The 13,103-nt window shown below is 38.3% G+C and carries 13 protein-coding genes; 9 read left to right on the top strand and 4 right to left on the bottom strand.

The annotated features are described in order from the left end of the window. From I858_RS14765 to I858_RS14755, 3 genes are read left to right on the top strand one after another with little or no spacing between them, the layout of a single operon-like run. Complete coding sequence (locus I858_RS14765; RefSeq protein ID WP_049693607.1) at window positions 1-1,527, top strand: phytoene desaturase family protein; 1,527 nt, start codon at window positions 1-3, stop codon at window positions 1,525-1,527. Next, window positions 1,524-2,981 carry a phytoene desaturase family protein gene (locus tag I858_RS14760; protein ID WP_049693606.1) on the top strand — a complete coding sequence of 486 codons (1,458 nt, stop codon included), beginning with the start codon at window positions 1,524-1,526 and terminating at the stop codon, window positions 2,979-2,981. The genes I858_RS14765 and I858_RS14760 overlap by 4 nt, the downstream gene beginning before the upstream one ends. Continuing rightward, a complete protein-coding gene (locus tag I858_RS14755; RefSeq protein ID WP_049693605.1) occupies window positions 2,978-3,811 on the top strand; it encodes a phytoene/squalene synthase family protein in 834 nt (277 codons plus the stop codon). The genes I858_RS14760 and I858_RS14755 overlap by 4 nt, the downstream gene beginning before the upstream one ends. 77 nt (window positions 3,812-3,888) lie before the next feature. Here the strand turns inward: I858_RS14755 and I858_RS14750 are convergent, their stop codons facing one another. The 4 genes from I858_RS14750 to I858_RS14735 are packed head-to-tail and all read right to left on the bottom strand — an operon-like array spanning window position 3,889 to window position 7,902. Further along, window positions 3,889-5,382 (bottom strand): phytoene desaturase family protein, encoded by a 1,494-nt coding sequence (locus tag I858_RS14750; RefSeq protein ID WP_049693604.1) that lies wholly within the window; start codon window positions 5,380-5,382, stop codon window positions 3,889-3,891. Beyond that, window positions 5,379-6,479 (bottom strand): glycosyltransferase family 2 protein, encoded by a 1,101-nt coding sequence (locus tag I858_RS14745; protein WP_049693603.1) that lies wholly within the window; start codon window positions 6,477-6,479, stop codon window positions 5,379-5,381. Before I858_RS14745 ends, I858_RS14750 begins: the two co-directional genes overlap by 4 nt. 2 nt (window positions 6,480-6,481) lie before the next feature. Further along, window positions 6,482-7,156: a lysophospholipid acyltransferase family protein gene (locus I858_RS14740; RefSeq protein WP_049693602.1), complete on the bottom strand. Its 675-nt coding sequence runs from the start codon at window positions 7,154-7,156 to the stop codon at window positions 6,482-6,484. Further along, window positions 7,153-7,902 carry a carotenoid biosynthesis protein gene (locus tag I858_RS14735; protein ID WP_049693601.1) on the bottom strand — a complete coding sequence of 250 codons (750 nt, stop codon included), beginning with the start codon at window positions 7,900-7,902 and terminating at the stop codon, window positions 7,153-7,155. The genes I858_RS14740 and I858_RS14735 overlap by 4 nt, the downstream gene beginning before the upstream one ends. A gap of 386 nt (window positions 7,903-8,288) precedes the next feature. Between I858_RS14735 and I858_RS14730 the strand changes: the two genes are divergently transcribed. The 6 genes from I858_RS14730 to I858_RS14705 all read left to right on the top strand — a co-directional run bounded on the left by I858_RS14730 (window position 8,289) and on the right by I858_RS14705 (window position 12,889). Beyond that, window positions 8,289-9,131, top strand: a complete 843-nt coding sequence (locus I858_RS14730; RefSeq protein ID WP_049693600.1) for a MurR/RpiR family transcriptional regulator — start codon at window positions 8,289-8,291, stop codon at window positions 9,129-9,131. A gap of 75 nt (window positions 9,132-9,206) precedes the next feature. Then, complete coding sequence (locus I858_RS14725; protein ID WP_049693599.1) at window positions 9,207-10,052, top strand: transporter substrate-binding domain-containing protein; 846 nt, start codon at window positions 9,207-9,209, stop codon at window positions 10,050-10,052. Window positions 10,053-10,081: 29 nt separating this feature from the next. Continuing rightward, window positions 10,082-10,750, top strand: coding sequence for an amino acid ABC transporter permease (locus I858_RS14720; protein ID WP_049693598.1), 669 nt, complete (start codon window positions 10,082-10,084; stop codon window positions 10,748-10,750). A 12-nt stretch (window positions 10,751-10,762) separates the two neighbouring features. Beyond that, window positions 10,763-11,485, top strand: a complete 723-nt coding sequence (locus I858_RS14715; RefSeq protein WP_049693597.1) for an amino acid ABC transporter ATP-binding protein — start codon at window positions 10,763-10,765, stop codon at window positions 11,483-11,485. Window positions 11,486-11,628: 143 nt separating this feature from the next. Beyond that, entirely contained in the window at window positions 11,629-12,006 is a 378-nt protein-coding gene (locus I858_RS14710; protein WP_049693596.1) for a CBS domain-containing protein, read from the top strand. A 346-nt stretch (window positions 12,007-12,352) separates the two neighbouring features. Then, the gene (locus tag I858_RS14705) at window positions 12,353-12,889 is read left to right on the top strand and encodes a TetR/AcrR family transcriptional regulator (RefSeq protein ID WP_049693595.1); all 537 of its coding nucleotides are present in this window, start codon (window positions 12,353-12,355) and stop codon (window positions 12,887-12,889) included. Window positions 12,890-13,103: the final 214 nt, after the last annotated feature.

Raw genomic sequence — 13,103 nt, 5'->3', positions numbered from 1 at the left:
ATGTCAGAGAGAATGATTGTGATAGGAGCAGGTCCTGGTGGCTTAGCTTCAGCTATGTTATTGGCAAGCAAAGGTTATAAAGTAGATGTCTATGAGAAACAACCATGGGTAGGAGGTCGTAATGCGGAGCTCCGACTTGGTGAATTTACGTTTGATACAGGCCCTACTTTTTTAAGCATGCTGCATTTAGTAGAAGAGCTTTTTGAAGTAACTGGTCGCAACTTAAAAGATTACATGAATGCGATTGAACTAGACCCTATGTATGAATTGATTTTTGAAGAAGAAAATTTAATTATGACGCGAAACAATCAAGAAATGAAAAAACAAATTAATGAAAAATTCGAAGGCGATGGAGATGGTTACGAACGTTTCATGAAAGAAACAGGTAAAAAACTAGAAGCATTATCGCCAATTTTGCAATCAAAGATGGACAGCTATTTTGGAATGGTTCATCCAAAAGTCTTGAAAGCTTTGCCACAGCTTGAAGTTAATAAAACTTTATACGACGTGTTATCTCGTTATTTCAAAGATGAACGATTGAAAATGGCTTTTGCTTTCCAATCAAAATATTTAGGGATGTCTCCGTGGGAATGTCCAGGCGCTTTTTCTATTCTTTCGTATATGGAACATGCTTATGGTATTTACCATCCAATTGGTGGAGTAAATCAATTGTCGCAAGCAATGGCAAAAGTAGTCGAAGAGCTAGGTGGTACCATCCATACGAGCACAGGAGTTAAACAATTATGGATTGAAAACCGTAAAGTTAAAGGGGTAGACCTTGAAAACGGACAACGTGAAAAAGCAGACGAAGTGATTATTAACGGAGACTTTGCTCATGCTATGAATAATTTAGTTGAACCGGGAATATTGAAAAAATACACACCTGAGAAATTAGCGAAGAAAAAATATTCGTGTTCAACTTTTATGTTGTACTTAGGTCTTGATAAAAAGTACGATCTCTCACATCACACCATCATCTTTTCGAAAGATTACAAGAAGAACGTCGAGGAAATGACGAAATCGCTTATTCTTTCAGCAGATCCTTCTATATATGTACAAAATGCAAGTGTCACCGATCCCACATTAGCGCCAGAAGGAAAATCAGCGCTTTATATTCTAGCACCCGTACCCAATAATTTTAGTGACATCGGCTGGGAAAATGAACAAGCAGCATTCCGTGAATTGGTTCTAGATACCATTGAAGAAAAATCAGAATTTAAAAACTTACGAGATCATATTGAAGTTGAAAAAATGTTAACGCCAATGGGATGGCAAGAAGATTATTCTGTTTATCAAGGTGCTACTTTTAACTTAGGACACCAACTAACTCAAATGATGGTCTTCCGTCCTCATAATAAATTTGAAGAGTTAGGAAATTGCTGGTTGGTCGGTGGTGGCACACATCCAGGTAGTGGGTTGCCAACAATTTTAGAATCTGCTCGCATTACTGCGAATGGAATTCTTAAACAGCGTGGGAAAGAAGGAATTCCGATTTTGCCTCTACCTGCATTGGAGGGATTTGTATGAAAGTCGCGATGATTGGTGGCGGCGTTGGTGGCATGATGGGTGCTTTGTATTTAACGAATATGGGATTTGATGTTACTATTTTTGAAAAAGAAGAAAAACTGGGCGGTCGTTTAACTTTTGTAGAGCGAGATGGTTTTAAAATTGACCAGGGCCCTACTATCGTATTATTGCCCGAAATGTTTCAAGATCTTCTTCAACAAGCAGGGATTCCAGAAGAGGATACCGAATTGTTATTATGCGACCCTCTGTATTCTATTCGTTTTCCAGATGGGACTGTGTATACGAAATATCCAGACATTAATCGCCAACTAGAGGAAATTGAAAATGTTTTTCCGACCGAAAAAGAAGGGTTTTTACGGTTTATTTCAGAGGGGCGCGAGCGTTTTAAAATCGGCAAATCTTCATTTTTAGAGCATTCATTCGTAAATAAAGCCGATTTTTTTACAGCTAGTAATATTAAAAAACTACTAAAACTAAAACCGCAGCAATCGGTTCATAAACTGATGTCGAATTACTTTAGAGATGAAAAGTTGCAACTAGCTTATTCTCTGCAGTCTTTGTATATCGGTGGGGATCCTTTCCGTGCACCTGCGATGTATGCACTTGTTCCTTTTAGTGAACACGAACACGGGGTATACTACTTAAAAGGCGGATATGGAAGTCTCATTCCGACACTAGAAAAAGAGCTTCAGTCACGACCTAACGTAACGATTCACACAAATTGTCCTGTTGAACAAATCGTCACAAAAAATCAAAAAGTTAAAGGAATCGAAACCTCAGAAGGTTTTGAAGAGTTCGATGCCGTTGTTTATAATGGTGATTTTCCTGGCATTGAAAACGTGTTACCTGAGCAAAAAAAGAAGAAATATACAGCATCTTCAGGATGTGTCTTACTGTATTTTGGGTTAAGTAAAGTATTTGATGAAGGAAATGTTCATCAGTTTTTCATTGGTGACAGTTATGAAGATCATATGGACGATGTATTTGTGAAAAAGCAAAAAACAGAAAATCCTGCGATTTATACATTTCATCCGTCGAAAATAGATGATTCACTAGCGCCAGAAGGCAAAGGTGTCTTATATGTGTTGGTTCCAGTTCCTTCAGGAACAGATATCGATTGGGCGAATGACCAAGCTTGGATTGATAGAATTATTGACCGCATCGAAGATTTAGCATTTCCAGAATTCCGCAAAGCAGTTGAATGGATGGAAGTTCGAACACCTTCAGAAGCAGAAGCTTTCGGTTTGTTTAAAGGAGGTAGTTTTGGAATAGGGCCAACTTTATTCCAATCAGGTGTTTTCCGTCCTCAAGTTAAACCATTTAAAACAGAAAAGTTATATGCAGTTGGAGCTTCAGTTCATCCGGGAGGAGGCATTCCAATTGTGATGCAAGGCGCTAAGCTACTGGCAGAACAAATCCAAGGCGATTTTGCAAATGAAAGGAGCAATGCATGATGAACGTACAAGATGCTTATACCTCCTGTGAAAAAGTCATTGCTAGGCATTCGAAAAGCTTTTATAAAGCCTTCTCTTTATTGCCGAAGGAAAAACGAAAAGCTGTTTGGGCTATTTATGCTTTCTGCCGAACAGTAGACGATATCGTAGATGAAGGTTCGAATTCAAAAGAAGAACTTGAACAATTTAAAAGAGACTTCCAAGAGTTTTTGACAGGCATCTACGACTCTGGAAACTCGATGTGGGTCGCATTGGCAGACGTTTTCGAAAATTACGAAATGGATATTGAAGCATTTTCTGGTTTGATTACAGGACAGGAAATGGATTTGACAATTAATCGCTATCAGACCATGGACGAGTTGCTGAATTATAGTTATTATGTAGCCAGTACAGTGGGCCTTATGCTTTTACCGGTTTTAGCTCCAGGCAAGACGGGCATTCTAAAAGAAGCTGCGATTTCGCTTGGCTATGCAATGCAAATCACCAATATTCTGCGAGACATTGGCGAAGACTTAGAAATGGGCAGAATTTATCTGCCTGAAGAAATTATGGAAAAATATGAATTACACGAAGATGAATTGCGTGCCGGTATCGTCAGTCCCCAGTTTATAGCAGTGTGGGAAGAATTGGCAGAAAAAGCCGAGTTTCACTATAAAAAATCATTTGAAACAATTAATGAGTACCCCATTTCTTCGCGCGTGCCTGTCAAAGGAGCGGCACTTGTTTATCGTGAGATTTTAGTCACGATTCGATCGAAAGAATACAATGTGTTTCGCGAAAAACATTATGTCCCAGACGAATCTAAACAAGCAATACTCGCCTGTTTATAATTCGAAAATCCTAAACAAAAGAAAAGTGAAAGTCCCTGAATAGTTCTGACGGGCAGAATCCTAAAAAAACACTTCCATCATTTTGATGGAAGTGTTTTTTTAGCGTGTTCAATGATTTTTTTCGAGACATTCAATCCACTTAAAACGACCATGGGCGAACCGCCACCTGGATGGGTGCTGCCTCCGACGAAATAAAGATTTTGAATATCGCGACTCGCGTTTGGTGGACGCAAAAAAGCATCTTTTCGTCGATTGGACGATGGACCGTACAAAGCCCCTCGAAAAGAACCGAATTTTTCGCGAATAAAAGCAGGTGTGAATACTTTCTCAACGGCTAAGTAACTGCGAATATCAACACCATAGCTTAATAAGAAATCATAAATGCGTTCTTTGTAAGATTCGGGATCGATTTGGAGATGTCCTTCTTTAGTTAATGCAGGCGCATTGACCAAAATAAACAAGTTGTCACCATCTGGTGAAATGCTTGGGTCTGTGTGAGATGAATTGCTAATATAGACAGTTGGCTCATTGCTGTATTTAGAAGCGTCAAACAAATCATTAAATTCTTTCTTGTAATCTGATGAGAAAAAGACATTATGATGTTTTAATATATCCAGTTTTTGAGTTAAGCCAACAGTAATTACAAAAGCAGATATGGATGGTTCAAAAGCAGCTATTTTCCTGTTGGATAAAGAAGGACGTGCTTTTTCTTCGACCAAGTTCGGGAAAGCTGATAACAGATCTCCGTTTAAAATAACTTGATCAGCTGCAATACGTGTTCCGTCTTCAAGACCAATCCCGATGGCTTTTCCTTTTTCTATGAGGATTTTAGAAACGGCTGTGTTCGTGTGCAATTGAGCACCTGTATTTCTTGCAACCGTTGCAAAAGCTTCAGCAATTCGAGTATTGCCACCTTTTGTGTAGAAAACGCCATCGACTAATTCCAAATAGGCAATCATCGAGAACGTAGCAGGTGCTTGGTAAGGAGAAGAGCCAATATACGTCGCATATCGGTCAAATGCTTGAACCAAAAAAGGACTTGTGAAATAGCGCTGGAAAAAATGATGCATAGATTCTAATGGGCGCACTTGAAAAACAGCAAAGCCAAGAGAAGGGGACAAATAATCGCGCCAAGATTGGAAAGTCACAGGGAAAAAAAACCGTTCTGATAATTTATACAACCGACTAATTTCTTTTATGAAAGCAGGGTAATTATCTGCGGCTAGTGCATCGATCTTTTGAAGTTGCGAAATCATTTGTTGTTGGTTGCTCGTAAAGTCGAACATGCTGCCATCTGGAAAGTGATTCCGTGTATGAGCTTTTAACGGAATAAAGTCCAGATAGTCTTCAGGGTTTTCACCAGTCTGTGAAATAACGGTAGCGAAAACGTCTGGCATTGTGATGGTATTTGGTCCAAAGTCAAAATGGTAATTTCCTAGTTTGACGGGCATCAGTTTTCCACCGAGGTGATCATTTTTTTCGAAAAGCTCTACAGCGAATCCTGCATGGGCTAACGTGACAGCAGAAGCAAGTCCACCCAGTCCACCGCCCACAATAACAATTTTTTTCATGAATAATGTCTTCCTTTCCATGAATAAGCTTGTTTTTTATAAGACTTGCGCATGGATTGAATTAGTACCGCAAGCATTGCAAAAGCTTGTAACGGAACGAGAACTGATAAATACCAACGTTGATTGGTAACCATGTCAATATACCAGCGCTGAGCAATTGTTAATGCATATGGGAGTAACCAACTATACATTCCGGTGAATACCCCGTAGATAGCTAAAAAAGGTGGAAGGATGTAGAAGATTGTGTAAAAAACGATTAGCACGATTGCCATGAAAGGTGAGCGACCGATACCGGCGTAACTATTTTTCAAAAAACCTTCCCATACTTCGGCATTGGTATCGTACATTCGGCATTTTACCGAGCTTGTGATATTTGCCAAAATCACTTTAAAGCCATGTTCTTTTACTTTTCGAGCAATATGAACATCTTCTACCAATGAGTTGTAGACAATGGCGTGTCCACCCATTTTTCGGTAACTCGTTGCTTCGAACAACATCCACATCCCGTTAGCCGCCGTAGCTGCTTTGAATTTTGTGTAATTAGCCAAAAAAAGTGGCAAATGAAACAGAATGACAAAATGAAGCATAGGGACAAGTAGTTTGCTGAGAAAAGGTGACACGTCAAAAGCAGGAAATCCTGTTAGCAGTTGTGCACGTTTTTGCTGAAGCAGTGAAAGTGATTGCTCGATTGCTTTTGGTCGGAAACGAACATCAGCGTCCACAAATAATAGGAAGTCTCCTGAAGCAACTTGCTGTAATTGATGACAAGCATGTACTTTTCCAACCCAGCCTTTAGGCAGTTCTGTTCCCATGATGATGTTGAAACGTTGATCTTTTGCAATTGCTTGTTCAAGCGCTTGTTGAGTGCCATCTGTTGATTGATCATTCAAAATGATAAATTCGGTATGACGATAAGTAGCATTTTTTAACGATTTTATTAATGTTTCCACGTTTCGTTCTTCGTTTCTCATGGGAACCAAGACAGAGACGAGAGGTTCTTCTTTTAGTTCGGGCTGTTTAGGCAAACAAGGAAGAAACAGACGATTGATGATAATCCAACCTAAAAAAAACAAATGGATTCCAATATAAATAGCCATTGTCAAGTTCTCCTTTTTCCAAGTGACTGAAACGCTAAACTGTCTTCGTTAATCACAGCTTTTTTTAATGAGTCAAGTTGTTTAGTAGAAAGCTCTTCTAAAAAAACAGTTTTTTCTTTTCGTGTTAAATGTGCAATTCTATCCGTCGAAATGGCGTCGTGCTGACGGATCCAAAGTTCGGGTTTTTGCTGATGTCCGAAAGAATAGTAAAAACTTAGTGGAACTATCGGCACATCGGGACACTTTTCCATTAAATAAGCAGCTCCTGCTAGAAAAGAAAGTGGTCGTGTTTCAAGATGAAATTCATCTCCTTGAGGAAAAAGAACAACAGATTTGCCTTGTCTTAATAAGGTCTCAGCGTATTGCAACGAAAGTACAATGTCTTTTGGTTTTTGACGATTAACAGAAAAAGCACCAAGAAAGCGAAAATAAGAATGTTTTTTCAATCCTTTTTCGTGCATCATCATATGAATATCATGACGCCAAATCGTACGATTTAAATAGAAAAAAACTAAGCCATCCCACCAAGAACTATGGTTAGCAATAAACATTACAGGCTTTTTGGGTATTTCTTTTACATCTTCACCAAGTAGGCGAGAAAAAGAAAAGCGAATGAGCGGTGTCAAATACAAATTAAAACCCGTTTCAAACAAAGCTGATTTTTTGGCTTTGATCATACAGGTCGCCTCTTCCATGCGATAAGAGTGATTAAAGCAGTCAGGCCGGAAGTTAAGGCAGCCGCTAAGAATAATCCACCGATCAACCCAAGCATGATAAACATTGCAATCATTAATACATACAATAGAAGCATTCGTTTCTCAGGTTGTTCTGCAGTAATGACCATTGATTTCTTTTTCATTGTTAAATCAATAGCGATATGGAGAATAAATGCTACTACAAACCATCCAAAAAAATTGGTCCACGGAATATCGTAATAAAGACCAGTATCTTCCCATATCCAATACTGTTTAATTTGGTAGGCTACTGGATCAATAATCAAATCAATAATCACAGCACCGATTCCGCCAATCAAAGCATATAGAAAACCACCATTTGGAACAATCCAGCGCGCCACTACATGTGTAGTAGCCATGACCATTACCCACGCAAAACCAATAGCAATGGGGACACCAAATATATTCGGCGCAAAACGCTCCGTGTAATCATAAGAACCAAAAAGAAAATCACTATCTGCACCCGCCCACTCCACAATAAAAGTGGAGAAGAAGATGAAAATACCTAATATAGAGCCACTGATCGCACCAAAGCGTTTAAGAAAATACAAAAAGCTGAGCGTACCCGCTAAAATTAAAAAGAATGCATTTGCCCATTCTAGCCAAGACGGTAATAGATCAAAGCCTAGTAATATAATGCCACATACATACCAGAAAATAAAAAGCTTAAATATCCGATTTTCCCACACAATAACAGCCTCCTAATAAAATGCTTATACAAAGATTATACAGGAGTCGGACAGAAATATGAAAACAAGTAGACCATATCATTAAGATTGATTTACTGTTTAAGTTAAAAAAGAAGTATAAGATTTTATGTGCATTAAAAAGTTCACAAAAGCATTCAAGAATCCACTCGAAGTAATAATGTTATCTGCAATTTCTAAAAAATACTCTTTTTTTTATCTTATTACTATTTTCTACAAAAGCCTTAGTGACGGGAATTCGCATAATTTGAGAAGTTATTTGAGTAAATAATTGTTATTGAATTTTCTGTAAACTATTGCAGGGTTTCCTGCATAATAGTATACTAAAAAGAGTAAATGGGTGTGTTCTTCAAGTGGAGGCGTTAAATATGCAGGATTTACTGCGAAGTGTATCGAGTTCTTATCGAGAATTTAGTGCAGGTCAGAAAAAAATTGGTGATTTATTTTTTAAAGAACCTATTTTTTTAGCGTTTTCTTCTGCTCTTGAAGTGGGGAGGCGCGTTCGTGTGAGTGAATCGACAGTTATTCGGTGGACACAAAAACTGGGGTACAAAGGATATGCGGAATTTCAACAAGTCTTGCAGCGAAAGCTAGCAGAAGAACGTTTGGAAAAAGCAGAACAGAAAATTTCAGAGCCTGTTGCTGATCAATCTTTTTTAGAAAATTTGTTGGATGCAGATATTTTGAGTATCGCTAAGCTAAAAAAAACAATAAGTGAAGAAAAACTTCTTCAAGTAGTCGATAAAATTAGTCAAGCAGATCAGATTTATGTCACCGGCAATTTCTTTGATTATGGCATCGCTCACTGGTTCGCCAATTGGTTAAATCTTGTACTAGGTCATACCGAAACGATGTATCCTTCAACTGGAGAATATTACACGCAGCTTTCTAAAATAGAAAGAGGAGATTTGGTCGTTGCTTTTGTTTTTCCGCGTTATACCAGAGCGGCTCTTGATACGCTAAAAAGTGTAAAAGCACAAGGGGCTGAGGTCATTGTCTTAACTGATTCTGAAGAGTCTCCAGCTCTTGTTTATGCAGATTATGAGTTGACAGTATCTGTGAACTCAAATTTGAACATTGATTCCTATACTTCTGTCCATGCACTTTTGACTTCGATTATGCGATTTGTTTATGTTAAGCAACATGCACAAGTAAATGAAAACTTAGCAAAAGTAGAAGCGGTCTATAAAGACCGGAATCTTTTTATTTAACAGCACTCGATTTACTGGGAATTCCCGAAACGCCTTGGCGGTTTGGTCAATTATAAACGAAAAGGGGAGAGCAAAATGAAAAAGAAATTATCATTTTTAAGTGTAATTTTTTCTGCAGGAATGCTATTGGCAGCTTGTGGAGGAGATGACTCAACCAGTTCGGAAGAAGGATCAAGCACAGACGGTGAGGGAAGTGAGTTAAAGCTACTAGAAGATGGCAAATTCACAACTGCTTCAAGTGGACTTTACAAGCCGTTTAACTATGAAGAAGGCGGCAATTTGACAGGCTTTGACATTGATATCGGAAACGCGATTTCTAAAGAAATGGGCTTAGAGCCTAATCCAGTGACTACGCCGTTTGAAACGATCATTCAAGGGTTAACAACAAATCGTTTTGATGCAGTCATCGGATCTATGGCAATTACAGAAGAGCGAGCTAAACAAGTCGCATTTTCTGATCCTTATTACTACTCGGGCGGTGTCATTTTTGTTCGTGAAGGAAATACAGAGATTACTTCAGAAGCTGACCTTGAAGGTGCAACAATCGGGGTAGTTGGACAAAGTACGTATGATACAGCTGCTCAACAATATACAGATGATGAAAACATTCAATACTACAGCAGTGATGTTGTGGCATTGCAAGATTTAACAATAGAAGGTCGTTTAGATGCTGTTATTACAGCGGATGTGGTAGGATTTGAAGCGCAAAATGCTGGTTTAGAAATCGAAATGATTGGCGAACCTTTATGGATCGAGCAAGCAGCAGTTGCAGTAAGACCAGAAGATAAAGAGTTGCTTAAAGCAGTTAACGAAGCATTAGCTGCCATCATTGAAGATGGCACATATGACGAAATTTCTCAGAAGTGGTTTGGACGAAACCTCCTCGATGTAGATCTTGAAGGAATTGAAATTCTCAAATAAATGAGCTGAGATGAGGAGGAGTGGCGTTTATGCCAGAGATATTGGTAACCGTTTATGATGTATTTATGCGAACATACCCTGGGTTTTTAGAAGCCACTGTCGTTACACTTCAATTGACAGCGATTGGTGTTATTTTAGGTACCGTTATTGGTCTTATCATTGCATTGATGAAAATTTCAGGTTCAAAAATTCTACAAGCTATTGCAAACGTTTATATCACAATCATTCGAGGGACACCATTGATTGTACAAATTATGTTTTTATACTTTGGGATCGTAGAAATTTATACCATGTCGAATTTCTGGGCAGGGGCTATCGCACTCGGCGTTCATAATGGTGCTTACATTGCGGAAATTTTCCGTGGATCAATTCAAGGAATTGATCCTGGGCAACGAGAAGCCAGTATGTCGCTCGGAATGAATCGCAAGCAAACCATGAGCCGTATCGTCTTTCCACAGGCGCTCCGTCGCTCGATTCCACCACTGGGTAACCAATTTATTATTACATTAAAAGATTCATCACTTGTTTATATTATCGGGGTCGCGGAAATCTTCTCACTCGGAAATCGAGAAGCTGCGCAATCATATCAGCCATTCGAATCCTTTATGGTCGTTGCACTTTACTATTTAGTACTTGTAATGATTTTCACATTCTTATTGCGCTTGTATGAAAATAAACTCGATGTCGATAAAGCCTAAGGAGGGACTAACATGATTATTGGAGAAAACATTCATAAATCCTTTGGTGATCTCGAGGTACTAAAAGGCGTAGACTTGCATGTTAACCCACAAGAAGTTGTTGTATTGGTTGGAGTTAGTGGCTCTGGGAAAAGTACGCTTCTCAGGTGTTTTAACTTTCTTGAAATGATTAATGACGGGAAAATCACGATTGATGGTCATGTAGTAAATGCAAAAAAAGACAATTTAACAAAAATTCGCGCTGAAGTCGGAATGGTATTCCAGCATTTCAATTTATTTCCTCATAAAACAGTGCTTGAAAATATCATCGAAGCACCTGTTACTGTTAAGAAAATGAAGAAAGAGCAGGCTAGGATATTAGGCATGGAATTGCTGAAAAAAGTAGGTTTGGAAGATAAGGCAGATGTTTATCCAAACAAGCTTTCAGGCGGACAAAAACAACGTGTTGCCATAGCACGCTCGCTTGCTATGGAGCCAAAAGTTATGCTGTTTGATGAGCCAACCTCAGCACTTGATCCAGAACTGGTAGGAGAAGTGCTTCAAGTTATGAAACAACTAGCTGAAGAAGGAATGACCATGGTTGTGGTTACACATGAGATGAAGTTTGCAAAAGAAGTGGCAGATCGCATCATTATGATTGACGAAGGAACAATTATTGAGTCAGCCGATCCAAAAACTTTCTTTGAAAACCCACAAAATGAAAGAACAAAACAATTTATTCAATTAGTTGAGTAATCTTGTAATGAGTTAAAAATACTAATTGCCTCAAAAAGGAATCGGTGAATTCAACCGATTCCTTTTTCTTTTTCTATTTGACGTTTGCTATTGGGTAAAACGGTTAATGTATAGTAAAACGACTAACTAGAGGAGGCATATAGATGAAAATCGAAGAAATTATGACGACTGATGTTGAAATGTGTAAACCCGAATCGACGCTCCAAGAAGTTGCCTCGAAAATGAGAGAAATCAATGTAGGATCTATTCCAATCTGCGAAGACGGACAGCTAGTTGGAATCGTCACAGACCGAGACATCGTAGTTCGAGGTATTGCAGAACAGCTTCCGAGTGATGCCCCAATATCAGAAATCTTATCCGATAGAGTCATTACTGGAACTGAGAATTTAACAGTAGAAAAAGCAATTGAGTTAATGACTAATCATAAGATCCATAGACTGCCTATTGTGGTGAATAAACGAATAATTGGCATCGTTTCTCTAAGTGACTTGGCCATCAACGAAATTTCTGAACTGGAATAGCAGCAAATGATAAAAAAGCCATTCTACAAAGAACGGCTTTTTTATATGACAGCTATCCTGATTTTAAATAATAGAAGCAGAAATCGTTGGCATATCTTCTTCGACATTGCTTTCGTAAATATCATCTACTAGTTTTTAACGGTCACAAACTCGGCGTTTTCCACCTCTTCTCCACAAGGAGCCAGTAGAAAAAATCGTCCTATATAATCACACTTCTTTTAAGTTAGGCACTTGTCATTTAAATAAACCTTTTTCAAAAGTTCTCTAACATTAAAAGTGGATTTGAAAAAAAACCGTCCAGGTAGTATAGTAAAAATTACATTTGTTTTGAAAAGGAGATATATATATGGCCAGAGCTACCAGAAAAGTTGAAATCCTTCATGCAGCATCAAAAATAGTCAGTGAACGAGGTATTTTTAATTTGACCTTAGAAGCAACGGCTATTGAAGCTGGAGTTAGCAAAGGCGGGTTGCTTTACCATTTTCCTTCAAAAGAAGCTTTGGTCAAAGGAATGGTAGATCACTTAGCTGAAAACTATCGTGTTAAAATTGCTACTTCGGTAGCTGAATCATCAAAAGAAAGAGGACAGTGGATTCGATCGTACACTGACGTAACCTTTAACAATACGTATCCTAACAAAGAGATGCATGCAGGGTTATTAGCTGCTAAAGCAGTGAATTCTGATTTGTTAGACCCAATACGAGATCTCTATAACGAATGGCAAACTGAAATTGAGAACGATGGTATAGACCCGGTAAAAGCGACTATCATTCGTTTAGCGACAGATGGCATTTGGTTATCTGAGCTTTTTGATATTCACCATTTAAGCGAAGAGCGAAAAGAAGAAGTTTATTTGAAATTGAAAAACTGGATAGATGAATAAAGCGGAAATCATGTCATTTAACGAAATGACGTGATTTTTTTTTTTTTTTTGATCAATGCGCTAAGGCTATGGGATGACTAGGATTGAAGTGTTAGTTGTCGAAAATGTAGCTCATCTGTACAGAAGTCGCCTTGAAACATTACCGTCCGGATGGTACAGTTTAAAATATAAAAAAATAATGAATTTTTATTTTAAGATAAAAAGTGAATTGTAT

The organism is Planococcus versutus, assembly GCF_001186155.3.
GTDB lineage: Bacteria > Bacillota > Bacilli > Bacillales_A > Planococcaceae > Planococcus > Planococcus versutus.
Note: the sequence above shows the minus strand (reverse complement) of the source record. Positions and strands in the feature narration are given on the sequence as shown.